Annotated in this window: 14 protein-coding genes; 9 read left to right on the top strand and 5 right to left on the bottom strand. The window is 72.8% G+C overall.

Going from position 1 to position 17058, the window contains the following annotated elements; all coding sequences use genetic code 11:
- Positions 1-100: 100 nt before the first annotated feature.
- The 4 genes from ACIQNG_RS34525 (at position 101) to ACIQNG_RS34510 (ending at position 5683) form a co-directional block, all read left to right on the top strand.
- Positions 101-3100: a GNAT family N-acetyltransferase gene (locus ACIQNG_RS34525; protein WP_401490643.1), complete on the top strand. Its 3000-nt coding sequence runs from the start codon at positions 101-103 to the stop codon at positions 3098-3100.
- Positions 3101-3175: 75 nt separating this feature from the next.
- Positions 3176-3772: a DUF5998 family protein gene (locus tag ACIQNG_RS34520; protein WP_401490641.1), complete on the top strand. Its 597-nt coding sequence runs from the start codon at positions 3176-3178 to the stop codon at positions 3770-3772.
- Positions 3772-4965: an alkaline phosphatase family protein gene (locus tag ACIQNG_RS34515; protein WP_401490639.1), complete on the top strand. Its 1194-nt coding sequence runs from the start codon at positions 3772-3774 to the stop codon at positions 4963-4965. Before ACIQNG_RS34520 ends, ACIQNG_RS34515 begins: the two co-directional genes overlap by 1 nt.
- Positions 4966-5035: 70 nt before the next feature.
- The gene (locus ACIQNG_RS34510) at positions 5036-5683 is read left to right on the top strand and encodes a thymidine kinase (protein ID WP_401425404.1); all 648 of its coding nucleotides are present in this window, start codon (positions 5036-5038) and stop codon (positions 5681-5683) included.
- Between the two features lie 36 nt (positions 5684-5719).
- Here ACIQNG_RS34510 and ACIQNG_RS34505 read toward each other — a convergent pair whose 3' ends face one another.
- Positions 5720-6544, bottom strand: a complete 825-nt coding sequence (locus ACIQNG_RS34505; protein ID WP_401490637.1) for a VOC family protein — start codon at positions 6542-6544, stop codon at positions 5720-5722.
- A gap of 299 nt (positions 6545-6843) precedes the next feature.
- On the opposite strand from ACIQNG_RS34505, the gene ACIQNG_RS34500 reads away from it, so the two are divergent.
- Positions 6844-7695 carry a sulfurtransferase gene (locus tag ACIQNG_RS34500; protein ID WP_401490635.1) on the top strand — a complete coding sequence of 284 codons (852 nt, stop codon included), beginning with the start codon at positions 6844-6846 and terminating at the stop codon, positions 7693-7695.
- A 216-nt stretch (positions 7696-7911) separates the two neighbouring features.
- Here ACIQNG_RS34500 and sepH read toward each other — a convergent pair whose 3' ends face one another.
- Positions 7912-8943 (bottom strand): septation protein SepH, encoded by a 1032-nt coding sequence (sepH, locus tag ACIQNG_RS34495; protein WP_401490633.1) that lies wholly within the window; start codon positions 8941-8943, stop codon positions 7912-7914.
- Positions 8944-9599: 656 nt separating this feature from the next.
- On the opposite strand from sepH, the gene ACIQNG_RS34490 reads away from it, so the two are divergent.
- The gene (locus ACIQNG_RS34490) at positions 9600-10490 is read left to right on the top strand and encodes a hypothetical protein (RefSeq protein ID WP_401490679.1); all 891 of its coding nucleotides are present in this window, start codon (positions 9600-9602) and stop codon (positions 10488-10490) included.
- Here ACIQNG_RS34490 and ACIQNG_RS34485 read toward each other — a convergent pair.
- Positions 10414-11733 carry a D-arabinono-1,4-lactone oxidase gene (locus ACIQNG_RS34485; protein WP_401490631.1) on the bottom strand — a complete coding sequence of 440 codons (1320 nt, stop codon included), beginning with the start codon at positions 11731-11733 and terminating at the stop codon, positions 10414-10416. The two genes, ACIQNG_RS34490 and ACIQNG_RS34485, sit on opposite strands and share 77 nt — an antisense overlap.
- Complete coding sequence (locus ACIQNG_RS34480) at positions 11693-12931, bottom strand: MFS transporter (RefSeq protein WP_401425416.1); 1239 nt, start codon at positions 12929-12931, stop codon at positions 11693-11695. Before ACIQNG_RS34480 ends, ACIQNG_RS34485 begins: the two co-directional genes overlap by 41 nt.
- A 316-nt stretch (positions 12932-13247) precedes the next feature.
- Between ACIQNG_RS34480 and ACIQNG_RS34475 the strand changes: the two genes are divergently transcribed.
- Together ACIQNG_RS34475 and ACIQNG_RS34470 are read left to right on the top strand one after the other, a co-directional pair.
- Complete coding sequence (locus ACIQNG_RS34475) at positions 13248-14375, top strand: ferrochelatase (RefSeq protein ID WP_401490629.1); 1128 nt, start codon at positions 13248-13250, stop codon at positions 14373-14375.
- A gap of 8 nt (positions 14376-14383) precedes the next feature.
- Entirely contained in the window at positions 14384-15226 is an 843-nt protein-coding gene (locus ACIQNG_RS34470; protein WP_401490627.1) for an inositol monophosphatase family protein, read from the top strand.
- 438 nt (positions 15227-15664) lie between these two features.
- Here the strand turns inward: ACIQNG_RS34470 and ACIQNG_RS34465 are convergent, their stop codons facing one another.
- A complete protein-coding gene (locus tag ACIQNG_RS34465) occupies positions 15665-15838 on the bottom strand; it encodes a hypothetical protein (RefSeq protein ID WP_401425421.1) in 174 nt (57 codons plus the stop codon).
- A 560-nt stretch (positions 15839-16398) separates the two neighbouring features.
- Between ACIQNG_RS34465 and ACIQNG_RS34460 the strand changes: the two genes are divergently transcribed.
- Positions 16399-17052 (top strand): response regulator transcription factor, encoded by a 654-nt coding sequence (locus tag ACIQNG_RS34460; protein WP_301971961.1) that lies wholly within the window; start codon positions 16399-16401, stop codon positions 17050-17052.
- The last annotated feature ends 6 nt before the right edge of the window (positions 17053-17058 follow it).

Genomic DNA, 17058 nt, shown 5'->3' with positions numbered 1-17058 from the left:
GGCACCGACACCACCCCCCGCCCACGAACCCCACAGGCCCGCCGCCGTCCCCCCGGACGGCCTCGCGCCGTTGTCGTAGGCGAGCCGTACTCTGGGGCCCATGCAGACGTCGGCGGACCGGCAGGACCGGCACGAGTACCCCGCCCACTGGGAGGCGGACGTCGTGCTGCGCGACGGCGGCACCGCGCGCGTCAGGCCCATCACCGTCGATGACGCCGACCGCCTGGTCAGCTTCTACGAGCAGGTCTCGGACGAGTCGAAGTACTACCGCTTCTTCGCGCCTTACCCGAGGCTCTCCGCCAAGGACGTCCACCGCTTCACCCACCACGACTTCGTGGACCGGGTGGGGCTCGCGGCCACCGTCGGCGGCGAGTTCATCGCCACCGTCCGCTACGACCGTGTCGGCGCCGACGGGATGCCCGCCTCCGCCCCCGCCGACGAGGCCGAGGTCGCCTTCCTGGTGCAGGACGCGCACCAGGGCCGGGGGGTCGCCTCCGCGCTCCTCGAACACATCGCCGCCGTCGCGCGCGAGCGCGGCATCCGCCGGTTCACCGCCGAGGTGCTGCCCGCCAACACCAAGATGATCAAGGTGTTCACGGACGCCGGGTACACCCAGAAGCGCAGCTTCGAGGACGGCGTCGTACGCCTGGAGTTCGATCTCGAACCCACCGACCGCTCCCTCGCGGTGCAACGCGCGCGGGAGCAGCGCGCCGAGGCCCGCTCGGTACGGCGGCTGCTGGGGCCCGGGTCGGTCGCCGTCATCGGCGTCGGGCGGGCGCCCGGGGGAGTGGGCCGCAGCATCCTCGCCAACCTCCGCGAGGCCGGCTTCACCGGCCGTCTGCACGCCGTCAACCGGGCCTTCCCCGAAGGGCAGGAGCGCATCGACGGCGTCCCCGCCCACCGCTCGGTGCGGGAGATCGACGGCGACGTCGACCTCGCCGTGGTGACCGTGCCCGCCGAGCAGGTGCCCGAGGTCGTCACCGAGTGCGGCGAGCACGGCGTGCAGGGGCTCGTGGTGATCTCCGCCGGGTACGCGGAGAGCGGACCGGACGGCAAGGCCCGTCAGCGTGAACTCGTCCGGCACGCGCGCGTGTACGGCATGCGGCTCATCGGCCCCAACGCGTTCGGGATCGTCAACACCTCACCCGACGTCCGGCTGAACGCCTCCCTGGCACCCGAGATGCCGCGCCCCGGCCGCATCGGGCTGTTCGCCCAGTCCGGCGCCATCGGCATCGCCCTGCTCTCCCGGCTGCAACGGCGCGGCGGCGGCGTCACCGGCGACACGGGCGTGTCCACCTTCGTGTCGTCGGGCAACCGCGCGGACGTCTCCGGCAACGACGTCCTCCAGTACTGGTACGACGACCCCGACACCGACGTCGCCCTCATGTACCTGGAGTCCATCGGCAATCCGCGCAAGTTCACCCGCCTCGCGCGCCGTACCGCCGCGGCCAAGCCGCTCGTGGTGGTGCAGGGCACCCGGCACGGGGGCGCCGCGCCCCAGGGCCATGCCGTACGGGCCACCCGGCTGCCCCACGACACGGTGTCCGCGCTGCTGCGGCAGGCCGGGGTGATCCGGGTCGACACGATCACCGAACTGGTCGACACCGGTCTGCTCCTCGCGCGCCAGCCGCTGCCCGCCGGGCCGCGCGTGGCGATCCTCGGCAACTCCGAGTCCCTCGGTCTGCTCACGTACGACGCCTGCCTCTCCGAGGGGCTGCGCCCGATGCCGCCCCTCGACCTCACGACGGCCGCGTCCCCGGACGACTTCCGCCGGGCCTTGGCCCACGCCCTGGCCGACGACACCTGCGACGCGGTCGTGGTCACGGCGATCCCGGCGATCGGCGAGAGCGCCCCGGCGGGCGACACGGCCCTCGCCCAGGCGCTGCGCACGGCCGCCGCCGGAGCCCCGGCCAAGCCGGTGCTCGTGGTCCATGTGGAGCTGGGCGGCCTCGCGGAGGCCCTGTCGGCGGCCACCAGCACCGCCCCGCGAGCGGACACACCACCCGCACCCCACCGGAAGCCCTCCACCACGCCCCTGCCCGACCCCCAGAGCCCCGACCCCCAGAGCCCCGGCCCGCAAAGCCCCGGCCCCCAGAGCCCCAGCCCCGCCCCGAAGAGCCCCGCCCCACAGGCCCCCGCCCCACAGCCGCCCGCCGGCGAACCACCCTCAGACGAACCACCCTCAGACGAACCACTCTCCGAAGAACCACCCTCCGAAGAACGACCCCCCGCCACCGACCACCCCATCCCCGCCTACCCCGCCGCAGAACGCGCGGTCCGCGCGCTCGCCGAAGCCGTGCGCTACGGGCAGTGGCGGCGGGAGGCGGCCGATCCCGGCCGGGTGCCCGAGTACGAGGACATCGAGGAGAAGCCCGCCGCCCGGCTGATCGACGGGCTCCTCGCGCGCGGACAGGGCCTTACGATCGGCCCGGAGGAGACGGGCGAGCTGCTCGGGAAGTACGGCATAGCGGTGCAGCGCGCCCTGCCCGCGCCCACCGCCGAGCAGGCCGTCGCCGCCGCGCGCACCCTCGGTTACCCGGTCGCCCTCAAGGCCACCGCCCCGCATCTGCGGCACCGTGCCGACCTGGGCGGCGTACGCCTGGACCTCGCGGACGAGGAGCAGCTGCTGAGGGCGTACACCGAGCTGAGCGAGCTGTTCGGGAAGCCGGAGCAGCTACGGCCGGTGGTGCAGGGCATGGCACCGCGCGGGGTGGACACGGTCGTGCGGGCGGTCATCGACCCGGCCGCGGGCGCGGTGCTGTCGTTCGGGCTGGCCGGGGCGGCCTCGCAGCTCCTCGGCGACACCGCGCACCGGCTGATCCCGGTCACCGACCGCGAGGCGACCTCCCTGATCCGCTCGATCCGCACCGCCCCCCTCCTGTTCGGCTGGCGCGGCTCGGCCCCGGTGGACACCCCGGCCCTGGAGGAACTGCTGCTCCGCGTCTCCCGTCTGGTGGACGACCACCCCGAGGTCGTCGCGGTCACCCTGGAACCCGTCGTCGTCGCCCCCACCGGCCTCACCGTCCTCGGCGCCTCGGTCCGCCTGGCCCCGCCCCCCGCCCGGGACGACCTGGGGCCCCGGACCCTGCCGGTGTACTGACCGACGCGCACCCCCCGTGTTCGAACCCCTGCCTTCGGCCTGACTGGGCCGGACCGGCTCCACCCGGGGATTAGGATGGACGGCATGGCCAAGACCAGTACGACGACCCAGGGGCTGCGAGCGGCGATCGAGCGCAGCGGCTACTACCCGGCCCTCGTGGCCGAGGCGGTGGAGGCCGCCGTGGGCGGCGAGCCCGTCCGGTCGTACCTGGTCCACCAGGAGACGACGTTCGATCAGAACGAGGTCCGCCGGCACGTCACCGTGCTGGTCCTCACGGACAACCGCTTCATCGTCAGCCACACCGACGAGCAGGCCGCCGACACCACCTCCCCGACCCCCTACGCCACCACCTCGACCGAGTCGGTCAAGCTCGGCCGGATCTCATCGGTCGTGGTCAGCCGGGTCGTCGCCAACCCGGAGTCGTACGCGCCCGGGACCCTGCCGCGCGAGATCGTGCTCACCATCGGCTGGGGCGCCGTCTCCCGTATCGACCTGGAGCCCGCCGCCTGCGGCGACCCGAACTGCGAGGCGGACCACGGCTACAGGGGCAGCTCCACCGCCGACGACCTCAGCCTCCGGGTCAGCGAGGCCGGTGACGGCCCGGAGACCGTCCGTGAGGCCCTCGCCTTCGCCCAGGCCATCTCCGAGGCGACCGCGGGCGTCACCCGCTGATGGCGGCGCCCGTCGGCTGGGACGACCCCATCGAGCCCCTCGCGGTCGACTCCGCCCCCCGCCCCGCCTACGGCACCGGCTCCCTCGCCGATCTGCTGCCGACCCTCGCCGCCGGTCTGGGCGTCCCCGGCATGACCGCGACGATCAGCGAGCTGACCCCCGCCGACCGGGTCTGCGTCTTCCTGATCGACGGCCTCGGCTGGGAGCAGCTCAGGGCCCACCCCGACGAGGCCCCGTACCTCACCTCGCTCCTCGGCAGCTCCCGCGGCGGCACCGGCACCCCCCTCACCACCGGCTACCCCGCGACCACCGCCACCTCCCTGGCCTCCGTCGGCACCGGCCTGCCGCCCGGCGCACACGGACTGCCCGGCTACGTCGTACGCAATCCGGCCACCGGCGACCTGATGAACCAGCTGCGCTGGCAGCCCTGGACCGAGCCCGCCGTCTGGCAGCCGTACCCCACCGTCTTCGAGCGGGCCTCCGCCGCGGGTGTGCACGCCGCGCAGGTCTCCGCGCCCGCCTTCCAGAACACCCCGCTGACGAAGGTCGCCCTCAGCGGCGGCACCTTCCACGGCCGGCTGACCGGCGAGGAGCGCATGGACCTCGCGGCCCGGCAACTGGCCGCAGGCGACCGCTCCCTGGTCTACACGTACTACGCCGAACTCGACGGCGCCGGCCACCGCTACGGAGTCGCCTCCGACACCTGGCGCGGACAGCTCATGTACGTCGACCGGCTCGTCCAGCGCCTCGCCGAGCAACTCCCGCCGCGCAGCGCCCTCTACGTCACCGCCGACCACGGCATGCTCGACATCCCCTTCGACGACGAGCACCGCTTCGACTTCGACCTCGACTGGGAACTGCGCGCCGGAGTCGCCCTGCTCGGCGGCGAGGGCCGCGCCCGCCACGTCTACGCGGTCCCGGGCGCGGAGAACGACGTACTCACCTGCTGGCGCGAGGTCCTCGGCGAGCACTTCTGGGTCGCCTCGCGCGCGGAGGCCGTCGACGCGGGCTGGTTCGGCCCGCGGATCGACCCGCGCGTCCACGACCGGCTCGGCGATGTGATCGCCGCCGCCCGCGACGACGTCCTGATCATCGCCTCGGAACGCGAGCCCAAGGAGTCGGCCATGGTCGGCAACCATGGCTCGATGACCCCCGCCGAGCAGTTCGTCCCCCTGCTCGAAGTACGCTCCTGACCGGCCCGCGGCCCCGCAGCCCGACCCCCGCCGCAGACGAACCCCCTGTCCGAAAGGTGCGCGACTCTCCATGCCCGAGCTGGTCTTCTTCTCCGGAACGATGGACTGCGGGAAGTCGACGCTCGCCCTCCAGATCGAGCACAACCGCTCCGCGCGCGGACTCCAGGGCATGATCTTCACCCGGGACGACCGCGCGGGCGAGGGCAAGCTCTCCTCCCGCCTCGGCCTGGTCACCGACGCCGTCGAGGTCCCCGACGGCCTGGACCTGTACGCGTATCTGGTCGACCACCTCTCCCAGGGCGGACGCGCGGACTATGTCATCGCCGACGAGGCGCAGTTCCTCGCCCCCGACCAGATCGACCAACTCGCCCGCGCGGTGGACGATCTCGGCCTGGACGTCTACGCCTTCGGCATCACCACCGACTTCCGCAGCAAGCTCTTCCCCGGCTCCCAGCGGCTGGTGGAACTCGCCGACCGGGTGGAGGTGCTCCAGGTCGAGGCCCTGTGCTGGTGCGGTGCGCGCGCCACCCACAACGCGCGCACCATAGGCGGCGAGATGGTCGTCGAGGGCGCCCAGGTCGTCGTGGGCGACGTCAACCCGGCGGCCGAGGTCGGCTACGAGGTGCTGTGCCGCCGTCACCATCGGCGCCGGATGACCGCCGCGTCGGCCCACGCGGCGGCCCTGTCCCCGGACGTCCTGCCGGTCCCGTCGAACTGACCGCGCGACGCCGTCACACCACTGCCCACCACCGGCTCAGCGCGCGCTCCGCACCAGCGAGAACCGCGCCCCCTCCGGATCCGACACCTGCGCGACCCGCCCGTGCTCGGCGTCCCGCGCGGGCGTCAGCACCTGACCGCCCAGTTCCAGGACCCGCTCGGCCGCCGCGTCCGGGTCGGCGACCTCGAAGTACGTCATCCAGTGCGGCCCCCGGTCCCGCGGCAGCGCGCTGCCCACCCCCCGGATCCCGGCCACCGGCCGCCCCTCGACCAGCAGCGTCACATAGTCGCCATTGCCCTCGCCCTCGCCCTTGCCCTCGTCCCCACCGGCCGCCGCGGGCTGCGGCTCGTAACCGAAGGCCGTCGCGTAGAACTTGACGACCCCCACCGAGTCGTAGGTCCGCAGTTCGTTCCACGCGGGCGTCCCCGGCACCCCGGCGAGCGCCGCGCCCGGGTGGGCCGCGCCCTGCCAGATACCGAAGACGGCCCCGGCCGGGTCCGAGCCGATCGCCATCCGGCCCGCGTCCGCCGCGTCCAGCGGCCCCACCGCGATCGTGCCGCCCGACAGCCGCACCACATGGGCCGTGCTGTCCACGTCGTCCGACGCCAGATACGGCGTCCAGGCGACCGGCAGCCTGCGGTCCGCGGGCAGCCGGCCGATGCCCGCCACCTCACGCCCGTCCAGCAGCGCCCGTACATAGGCGCCGAGATGCTGGGGGCCCTGACGGAACTCCCAGCCGAACAGCCCCTGGTAGAAGTCCTGGGTCGCCTCAAGGCCGTGCACCATCAGACTCACCCAGCAGGGCGTGCCGGGCGCGTACCGGGCGTGCGCCTGCCCGGCCGAGCCCCGTGCCTCGGTCATCGTCACTCTCTCCTCGGCCCCTCTTGGTGGCCGCGTCTCATCCGTGCTCCGGATCCCGTGCCGATGCTCGCACCCCGCGCGAGCCCGGATGTCCTGGGCTCGCCGCCCCCCGTTCCGGGCGCCCGTCCGGTACGTATCCGCCGCGCGGTGTCCGGTCCGTTGTCCCATCATGACCCAGGGGTGTCGATCGACTGCACGGCATGTGCCCGATCCCATACGTGAAGTGACCGGTCCTGCCCGGCGGAGCAGAGTAGTCGGACCCGCCCGCCACGGCCACCCCGTACGCGAGGATGGGGACCATGAACGCCATCATCTCCGCATCCGAACTCGCCGACGAACTGGCGGGCGGCGCACCGCCGGTGCTGCTCGACGTCCGCTGGCAGCTCAGCGTCGCCAAGGCCGCCGGCGAACCGCCCTTCGACGGCCGCGCCGCGTACGCCGCGGGTCACATCCCGGGCGCCGTCTACGTCGATCTGGACCGGGCCCTGGCGTCGGCGCCCGGCGAGGGCGGCCGGCATCCGCTGCCGGACCTGGCCGTGTTCGGCGCGGCCATGCGGGCGGCGGGCGTCTCCGCGCGGACCCCGGTGGTCGTGTACGACGGCGGCCAGGGCTGGGCGGCGGCCCGCGCGTGGTGGCTGCTCGGCTGGACGGGTCACCCGAGCGTGCGGGTGCTCGACGGCGGGTTGCCCACGTGGGAAGGCCCTCTTTCGACGGATGTTCGGCAGCCCGCCGAGGGCGATTTCCAGCCGGTCGGGGGAACGCCGGGGCTGCTGGACGCGGACGGGGCGGCGGCGCTGGCCCGTTCCGGGGTGCTGTTCGACGCCCGCGCGGGGGAGCGGTACCGGGGCGAGGTCGAGCCGATCGACCGGGTCGGCGGCCACATCCCCGGCGCGGTGTCCGCGCCGACCACCCAGAACGTCGCCGAGGACGGCCGTTTCCTGCCCGCCGACCAGTTGAAGGAGCGCTTCCGCTCGCTGGGCGCGGCCGAGGGCACCGACGTTGGCGTGTACTGCGGCTCCGGTGTCTCCGGCGCCCACGAGGTGCTGGCCCTGGCGGTCGCGGGCATCCCGTCCGCGCTGTACGTCGGCTCCTGGTCGCAGTGGTCCTCGGACCCGGACCGCCCGGTCGCCGTGGGCCCCGACCCGCAGTAGCCGCGCCCACCACCACATGACGAGGGCCCGCACCTGATCACGGCACGGGCCCTCACCCATCATGTACGGACTGATGCGCACTCAACTGCGTACTCAACTGTGTACTCAACGCCTGGTGCTCCATGAGCACCGCTCAACGCACATTGACTCATACACATTGATTCATGCGCATCGATTCATACGTGTCGACGTGTGGTCAGTCCTGTTGACGTGTGGTCAGTCCTGTTTCTTGCGGCGGGTGCCGAACACGATCTCGTCCCAGCTCGGGACCGCGGCGCGGCGGCCGGGGCGGACGCCGTCGGCCTCGGCCTGGCGGTCGGTCGCGCCGACCAGCCGGTCCCGGTGGCTGCCCACCGAACGCGGCATGAGCACATCGGCGTAGGCCGAGCCGGCCGAGGCGGCGGGTGCCGGGGGCTCCTCGGTCTCCGCGGGGTCCGTGGGTTCCTCGACGGGCTCCGTCGGCCGCTCCGGCACCACCAGGTCGCCCCGAAAGCTCGGCACGGCCTCCAACAGGCTGGTCAGCGAGTCCCGTTCACCGACCGGCTCCTCCACGGGCTCGGGCGGCGGCGGGGGCAGGCTCGGGCGCTCGCGGTCGGTGCCCCGGTCCAGGGGCCGGTCGCGCGGCAGCCGGGCGATCCGCGGGACGAACGGGAAGCTGGGCTCGGGCGTACCGAGGTCGTCGGACTCGCCGATCAGCGCGCGGGCCTCGTCGTCCACGGCCTGCACCAGACGGCGCGGCGGGTCGTAGGTCCAGCTCGCCGAGTGGGGTTCGCCCGCGACCAGGTAGACGAGCAGCACTTCCCAGGTGCCGTCGTCGCGGCGCCAGGAGTCCCACTGGACGGTGTCCTTGTCGGCACCGCGCAGCGTCAGCCGCTCCTGCACGGCCTCGCCGAGCAGCGGTCCGGAGTTCTCGCCGGGACGGCGTACGGGCGTCTTGCGGGCGCGTTCGGCCATGAAGGCGCGCTCGGCCAGGACAGGGCCCTCGAACCGCCGTACGCGGTCGACGGGGATGCCTGCCATCTGCGCGACTTCTTCCGCGGTCGCGCCGGCTCGTATACGCGCCTGGATGTCGCGGGGGCGGAGGTGGCTCTCCACCTCGATCTCGATCTGGCCGAGCCGGGGGCGGTCGCCGCGCACGGCGGCACGCAGCCGCTCGTCGATCGGAAGGGTGTACTCCGTCGCGTCGGCAGCCTTGAGCACCAGTCGTGTGCCGTCATTGGAGACGGCCACGACACGCAGTTCGGGCATGGGGACCTCCCGGGTGGTGCCTGCCGACGTCACCTGCGTCGCTGCTTCCGCTAGTCGAGTGTGGCCTGCCCGGGTGCAGCCTGCCACAACCTTGCCGAGTTGCCCGGCGTGTCGGGCACGGGCCCTGGGCCGCCGTTATGGCACGGTTGCCTTTTTGCAACGCTAAGTGACCAACTCCGTCACCCTGTGCAACAAGTCCCCTCCCGGCGGTCCTTGACGGTCCCGGGCACCCCGAAGGGAGTCCGGTCCCAGGGCTCGCAACAGTACTCCATTTGGACCATGTGCGTGGATGGGCACGCCGCCCGACTTCCGGCGACGGGTGCCCGATCGGTCGCCGCGCGGCGGTTCGGGCCGCCACGGCACGGCGTTGACGATCATGAACGTGGCGAACCTCACGGAAGCGCAGGAAACGGAACTATCGGTTTCGCCGGGACGTCCCCCACTCGTACAACTGACCGACCAGGTACGGGAAAGGCAGGCAAGATCCCGGAATGCGTGAGAGGCCCGACGCCGTGCAGGAGCCGGAGAACCGGGGGAGCCCGCAGGACCCGGAGAACCCGGAGAACCCGGAGAACCCGGAGAACCCGGAGAACCGGGGGAACCGGGAGGACCCCGAGGACGCGGGGGAGGTGAAGCGGAAGCGGATCGATCTGAGCGTGCCCCAGGTCGCGGGCAGTGCCATCGCCGCGGTGCTGGCCGCCAAACTCGCCTCGTCCTTCGGGGTGTACGGCACCATCCTCGGCGCCGGTCTCGTCAGCGTGGTCGCCACCTGTGGCGGCTCGGTCTTCCAGCACTTCTTCACCCGCACCGGCGAACAGATCCGCGTGGTGGCGGCCCCGGTCCCGCCGGTCGGCCCCGCCGGCCCCGTGGACCCCACCGACCCGGCGGCCCCCGCCGTACCTGCCGTTTCCCCCACCCCTGCCGCCTCTGCCGCCTCCGCTGTCCCTGCGGTCCCGCAGCCCCCCTCCCCGCCAGGGGAGTTCAGCGCGGGGACCGTCTATCGCGCGCGGGTGAAGGTGAAGCGGACGAGCTGGCGGGGCCCGCTGATCGCGGCGGCCGTGGTCTTCGGAATCACCATGGGCGGCATCACCGCCTACGAGGTGGCCTCGGGCGAGAACCTCAGCGGCGGAACCAGCACGACCGTCGGCGACGCCTTCACCGGCGGAGGCAAGTCCTCAGGGGAAGGGGACTCCGGGGACTCCAGGGATCCCGACGACCCCGAGGCCCCCGGGGAGTCCGGCGATTCCCGTCCCGGCGACGACGACTCCGGTACGTCCCCGGAGCCCGGCGCGAGCCAGGACCGGCCCGGCGGCTCCGGCACCGCCCCGTCCGACGGCGCCACCCCGGGCGGCGACGGCGAGACCCCCGGCGGCAGCCCCGCCCCCACCCCCAGCACCTCGCAGGACGACCCCACCGGCAGCCAGAGCCCCGACCCCGGCACTCCCGGCCGGACGCCTCCCGGCACGCCGCCTACGGCCCCAGGACCCTCCGGAGATAGTCGTTCTGGAACAGCCGGTCAGGGTCAAGACGGTCCCGCAGCGCCGTGAACTCCCCGAACCGCGGATAGACCCCGGAGAGGTACGCGGCGTCGCGGGTGTGGATCTTGCCCCAGTGCGGCCGGCCCTCGTACGCGGTGAAGATCCGCTCGGCGGCCGTGAAGTACGACCGGTAGGGCGTGCCCCGGAACATGTGCACGGCGAGGTAGGCGGTGTCCCGCCCCGACGCGGTCGACAGGGCGATGTCGTCGGCGGGGGCGGTACGCACCTCGACCGGGAAACTCACCCGCAGGCGCGAGCGCTCCACCATGGCCTTCAGCTCGCGCAGCGCCTCCACGGCGGCCTCGCGCGGAAGGGCGTACTCCATCTCCACGAACCGCACCCGGCGCGGGGAGGTATAGACCTTGTAGGGGATGTCCGTGTAAGTGCGCGCGGACAGGGCCTTGCTGGCGACCTTGGCGAGGGCGGGGACGGTCGCGGGGGCGGTGCGGCCGATCCACTGGGCGACCTGGAAGAGGCCGTTGGAGAGCAGTTCGTCCTCCACCCAGCCCGGCACGGCACCCACGGGGCGCGAGGGGCCCGCGCTGCGGTTGTTGCGCTTGGTGTTGGTGTTGCCGGTGTGCGGGAACCAGTAGAACTCGAAGTGCTCGTTCTCGGCCCACAACTGGTCGAACTCGCCCAGCACGCGCGCGAGGGGCATCGGTTCCTCGCGCGCGGTGAGCAGGAAGATCGGCTCCACGGCGAAGGTGATCGCGGTCACGACACCCAGTGCGCCGAGCCCGGTCCGGGCGGCGGCGAAGACGTCGGGGTTCTCCTTCGCGGAGCAGGTGAGCACCGAGCCGTCGGCGGTCACCAGTTCCAGGGCGGTGATCTGGGCGGCTATGGAAGCCGACTCGCGGCCGGTGCCGTGGGTGCCGGTGCTGGTGGCGCCGGAGACCGTCTGCTCCATGATGTCGCCCATGTTGGTCAGCGACAGCCCCTCACGGGCCAGCGCCAGGTTGAGCCTCTTGAGCGGAGTGCCCGCCTCCACCGTGACCGTCCCGGCGGCCCGATCAATATTGCGTATGCCGGTCAACAGTTGAGGGCGGATCAACAATCCATGGGTCGCGGCGATCGAAGTGAAGGAGTGCCCGTTCCCCACCGCCTTCACCGTCAGGCCGTCCTCGGCGGCCTGACGCACGGCAGCGACCAGTTCGTCCACCGAGGCCGGTGAGACCTCCCGCGCGGGCCGGGCGACGACGTTGCCGCCCCAGTTACGCCATGTGCCGTTCTTCGTGCTCGCTGTGCTGCCCAAGGGAGCCTCCCCGACCCGGAGCCGGCCGCTTGAGCCGGCGGTACCCGAGGAAACCGACCGCGACCGCGACGGCCCCGGACACCGCCGGAACCACGTACCCGGTGCGCGCGCCGGCGGCGTCGATCACCCAGCCGCCCGCGGAGGAGCCGAGCGCGACACCCACCGCGAGCCCCGTGCTCGTCCAGGTCATGCCCTCGGTCAACTGCGCACGAGGTACGTGCTGCTCGATGAGGGCCATCGTCGTGATCATCGTCGGAGCGATGGACAGACCCGCGAAGAACAGCGCCACGGCCAGGAACGGCAAGTTTCCGACCAGTAGGAGGGGGATCATACTCACGGCCATCGCGCAGACACCCAGCAGCCAGCGGGGCTCGGGCGCCCCCTTGAAGTGCATCAGGCCGAAGACGACACCGGCGAGACAGGACCCGGCCGCGTACACCGCGAGCACCAGGCTCGCCGCGCTCTTGTGCCCCTGCTCCTCGGCGAAGGCCACGCTGACCACGTCCACCGAGCCGAAGATCGCACCCGTCGCCACGAAGGTGATCACCAGCACCTGAAGCCCGTGGGAGCGCATGGCCGTGCGCCCGGTGTGCTGTTCGCGCGGGTGCGGCTTGGGCTCGGTGGCCTGCTGCGCGGTCAGCCAGAACACCCCGATCGCCAGGAAGCAGGCGGCGAACAGCGGCCCGGCCTCCGGGAACCAGGCCGTGGACAGCCCGATGGAGATGATCGGGCCGAAGATGAAGCACATCTCGTCGATGACGGACTCGAACGAGTACGCGGTGTGCAACTGCGGTGTCCCCCGGTACAGCGCCGCCCAGCGGGCCCGCACCATCGCGCCGAGGCTCGGCACGCATCCGATGCCCACACAGGCCACGAAGAGCGTCCAGTCCGGCCAGGTGAAGTGCGCCGCGAACAGCAGCAGCGCCGCCGAGCCGAGCGCGATCAGCGTGGCCGGGCGCAGCACCCGGCGCTGCCCGTGCAGATCGACCAGCCGCGACACCTGCGGCCCGGCCACCGCCGCCGACAGCGCGATGGTCGCCGACAGCGCGCCCGCGAGCCCGTAGCGCCCGGTGAGCTGCGACACCATCGTGACCACGCCGATGCCCATCATCGACAGCGGCATCCGGCCGAGGAACCCGGCCGCGGAGAAACTCTTGGTGCCTGGGGCGGCGAAGAGGGCGCTGTAGGGGCTGGGCACGTGTGTCTCCGGCGGTCGACAAGGGCGGCGGCCCACCGGACGCGTCCCTCCCGCCGGGCACGGCTCCGCCCCGGCCGGGCGACGCCTCTCGGCCGGGTCAGGGGCAAAGATGGCCCATACAGCTTACGAGCGCAATCACCCCACCCGCACCACCGATCCCCGAGGCAGGAGTGTGTGTTGGCCCACCCCCCGGGGCAGCCGGTGAGGCTCCACCGAGGAGGTGCCCCCGGCGACGGCCGCTGGTTCGGGCCCGGCCCCCTTGGACCGGGGACCACCGGTGGTTCGGATGTCGGTCCCGGATGGCAGGATCGGAGGTATGCCAGACGCGCCAGACGCCACCCCCTACGACGCCCTGCTCCTGCTCTCGTTCGGCGGCCCCGAGGGGCCGGACGACGTCGTTCCGTTCCTGGAGAACGTGACGCGTGGTCGAGGCATCCCGAAGGAGCGCCTCGAAGAGGTCGGGCAGCACTACTTCCTCTTCGGCGGGGTCAGCCCGATCAACGACCAGAACCGCGCCCTCCTGGACGCCCTGCGCAAGGACTTCGCGGAGCACGGGCTCGACCTGCCGGTGTACTGGGGCAACCGCAACTGGGCGCCCTACCTCACCGACACCCTGCGCGATCTGGTCCGGGACGGCCGCCGCCGCGTCCTGGTCCTGGCCACCAGCGCCTACACCTCGTACTCGGGCTGCCGCCAGTACCGCGAGAACCTCGCCGACGCGCTGGCCGCGCTGGAGGCGGAGGGTCTTGACCTGCCCCGGGTCGACAAACTGCGCCAGTACTTCAACCACCCCGGTTTCGTGGAGCCCATGGTCGACGGGGTGCTCCGCTCCCTGGCCGACCTGCCCGACGACGTCCGCGACGGCGCGCACCTCGCCTTCTCCACCCACTCCGTCCCCGACTCCGCCGCCGACACCTCCGGCCCGGTCGAGGGCCACGGCGACGGCGGGGCGTACGTCCGCCAGCACCTGGACGTGGCGCGCCTGATCGCCGACGCCGTCCGCGAGCGCACCGGCGTCGACCGCCCCTGGAAGCTCGTCTACCAGTCCCGCTCGGGCGCCCCGCACATCCCCTGGCTGGAGCCCGACATCTGCGACCACCTGGAGGACCTGCACGGCGCGGGCGCCCCGGCCGTCGTCGTGGCCCCCATCGGCTTCGTCTCCGACCACATGGAGGTCCTCTACGACCTCGACACCGAGGCCGAGGCGAAGGCGGCGGACCTGGGCCTCCCCTTCCGCCGCTCGGCGACGGTCGGCGCCGACCCCCGCTTCGCCGCCGCGATCCGCGACCTGATCACGGAACGCGCCGCCACGGAACGCGGCCAGAAGGTCACCCGGTGCGCCCTGGGCGCCCTGGGCCCCAGTCACGACCTCTGCCCCGTGGGCTGCTGCCCGGCCCGCGCCCCCCGCCCCGCCGCCGCGGGCGCGGACAGCCCCTACGCGTGAGGACCCCCGTGACAGCCCCCCGGCACCCAGCCCACCCGGACCACCCCGACCACTCCGACCTGCTTGCGTTGGCCCGGCAGGCCGCCACGCACGCGGGCACCCTGCTGCGCGACGGCCGCCCCGCGGACCTGGCGGTCGCCGCCACCAAGTCCAGCCCGATCGATGTCGTCACCGAGATGGACATCGCGGCCGAGAAGCTGATCACCGACACGATCTCCGCCGTCCGCCCCGACGACGGCTTCCTCGGCGAGGAGGGCGCCTCCGCCGAAGGCACGTCCGGCATCCGCTGGGTGATCGACCCCCTGGACGGCACGGTCAACTACCTCTACGGCCTCCCCACCTGGTCCGTCTCCATCGCCGCCGAACACCACGGCGAGACGGTGGTGGGCGTGGTGGCGATCCCCATGCGCGGCGAACTGTTCCACGCGGTCCGCGGCGAAGGCGCCCACGCCACCGGCGCCTGGACCGGCGAACGCCGTCTGACGTGCCGCCCCTCCCCACCCCTGGACCAGGCCCTGGTCTCCACCGGCTTCAACTACGTCGCCGAGGTCCGCGCCCACCAGGCCGAGGTGGCCGCCCGCCTCATCCCGCTCCTCCGCGACATCCGCCGCGGCGGCTCGGCGGCCGTGGACCTGTGCGACCTGGCCGCCGGCCGCCTGGACGGCTACTACGAGCGCGGCCTGAACCCCTGGGACGTGGCGGCGGGCGACCTCATCGCCCGAGAAGCGGGCGCCCACACCGGTGGACGCCCCGGAGAGCCCCCTTCACCCGCCCTGACGGTAGCGGCCACCCCCGGCGTCTTCCAGCCCCTCCAGACCCTCCTGGACGACTTCGGCGCCTGGCACGACTAGGCCGCCCGAGAAACGCCCAGGGCCCACCCACCCGCGCCGCTCCCGACGCCACCGGCCGTGAGGGAGCCGTAGGGGCGCGTCGGTGTCGGGACGGCGAACGCGCGGAGGCGCGCAGCGCTGAGCACGATCGCCGTCCCGACACCGACTGAGGCGCCCCGAAGGCGCCCGAACAAAAGGTCGGCACAGCACAGCAGGGGTTTTGAACCGCACCCGACCGCACGGGCCCGAACCGCACCCAACTGCGCAGGCTGGAACCGCCCCCAAAGACAAAACCCCGGTGCTGAACCCACCGGGGTCGTGTCGCTGTGCGTAGCTGCCCGGAGGTCTCGAAGAACCCGGACGGCCCAAAGGGAATCAAGAAGCCCGGGACAGCTGGGAAAAGAATCGGAGAAAGATCAAACGCCGGGCAGACCAGGCGCCGGAGATCAGACGCCGAGATCAGACGCCGGACAAGCCGACTTCCACGCCGTGCTCCGCGGCGAGCCGCCGCAGGTCGTCAAGTTCGCCCTGCTCGACCTCGACGAGGAAGTCGTCGCCTTCGTCCTGTGCCCGCGTCAGGTCGGACTCGGTCGTCCTTATGCGCTGCAGAAGTCCTGCGGTGAATGCGTCCATGCTGCGCCCCCTCGTCCTGGGTCGTGGGTCGGTGGCACGGGGGTGTGCCGTTCGGGAGGGGCGATCACGTCTCCGTGAGCGCCCGGCACAGCCGTGCCGGGCGGGCGACGGTGCCGGACACCCACGCCCGCTCTGCGGATCTTCGGAAGCGGTTCGCGGAGCACCGCACGGGGGTACGGCGGCGCGAGCAGAGCGTGATCGCGGGGTGTAAAGCCGTCCTCCCCCTGCCGTCTTCCGTGGAAACCTCAACCGGAACAGAAAATCCGGCATTCCCGCGTGACGTCCGGAATCCTCCGCTCCCCGCCCCGCACCCCGCGTGATCTTCCTGCGCCCACCGTCACCCCCCGCTCGCGCCGCTCACCCTCACCCCCGTCCCCGCCCCCTCCACGCGCCTTCCCCCGCCCCCTTGACCGCCCCGTTCCCGCCCCCTCCACCGCCCCTGTCCTCGGCTTACCGCCGACTTATGGCCGAAAAGGGCAGGATGGACCTCAACACTCCCAAGAGACCCCTGCCCGGGTGCGCCCTTTCGGCGCCCGGGCGGACACAGGAAGGAAAGCGACGTGCGCGTACTCGTCGTCGAGGACGAGCAACTGCTCGCCGATGCGGTGGCCACCGGACTGCGCCGGGAGGCCATGGCCGTCGACGTCGTGTACGACGGTGCGGCCGCCCTGGAGCGCATCGGCGTCAACGACTACGACGTGGTCGTCCTCGACCGTGACCTCCCGCTGGTGCACGGCGACGACGTCTGCCGCAGGATCGTCGAGCTGGGCATGCCCACGCGCGTGCTGATGCTGACGGCGTCCGGCGACGTCAGCGACCGGGTGGAGGGCCTGGAGATCGGCGCCGACGACTATCTCCCGAAGCCCTTCGCGTTCAGTGAGCTGATCGCGCGCGTGCGGGCGCTGGGGCGGCGTACGAGCGTCCCGCTGCCCCCGGTCCTGGAGCGCGCGGGCATCAAGCTCGACCCCAACCGGCGCGAGGTGTTCCGCGACGGCCGGGAGATCCAGCTCGCCCCCAAGGAGTTCGCGGTGCTGGAGGTGCTGATGCGCAGTGAGGGCGCGGTGGTCTCGGCGGAGCAGCTCCTGGAGAAGGCGTGGGACGAGAACACGGACCCGTTCACCAATGTGGTCCGGGTGACCGTCATGACGTTGCGCCGCAAGCTCGGCGAGCCCCCGGTCATCGTCACCGTGCCCGGCTCCGGCTACCGGATCTGATCGCGC

Origin of the sequence: Streptomyces sp. NPDC091377 (assembly GCF_044757045.1) — a bacterium.
Taxonomy (GTDB): domain Bacteria; phylum Actinomycetota; class Actinomycetes; order Streptomycetales; family Streptomycetaceae; genus Streptomyces.
The sequence above is the reverse complement of the archived record's forward strand: the minus strand, read 5'-3'. Positions and strand labels throughout refer to the sequence as shown.

Bases quoted from the DNA above. Each gene is read 5' to 3' on its own strand.
- ACIQNG_RS34525 (WP_401490643.1), top strand. From the start codon at position 101: ATGCAGACGTCGGCGGACCGGCAGGACCGGCACGAGTACCCCGCCCAC.
- ACIQNG_RS34520 (WP_401490641.1), top strand. From the start codon at position 3,176: ATGGACGGCATGGCCAAGACCAGTACGACGACCCAGGGGCTGCGAGCG.
- ACIQNG_RS34515 (WP_401490639.1), top strand. From the start codon at position 3,772: ATGGCGGCGCCCGTCGGCTGGGACGACCCCATCGAGCCCCTCGCGGTC.
- ACIQNG_RS34510 (WP_401425404.1), top strand. From the start codon at position 5,036: ATGCCCGAGCTGGTCTTCTTCTCCGGAACGATGGACTGCGGGAAGTCG.
- ACIQNG_RS34505 (WP_401490637.1), bottom strand. From the start codon at position 6,544: ATGACCGAGGCACGGGGCTCGGCCGGGCAGGCGCACGCCCGGTACGCG.
- ACIQNG_RS34500 (WP_401490635.1), top strand. From the start codon at position 6,844: ATGAACGCCATCATCTCCGCATCCGAACTCGCCGACGAACTGGCGGGC.
- sepH (WP_401490633.1), bottom strand. From the start codon at position 8,943: ATGCCCGAACTGCGTGTCGTGGCCGTCTCCAATGACGGCACACGACTG.
- ACIQNG_RS34475 (WP_401490629.1), top strand. From the start codon at position 13,248: ATGCCAGACGCGCCAGACGCCACCCCCTACGACGCCCTGCTCCTGCTC.
- ACIQNG_RS34465 (WP_401425421.1), bottom strand. From the start codon at position 15,838: ATGGACGCATTCACCGCAGGACTTCTGCAGCGCATAAGGACGACCGAG.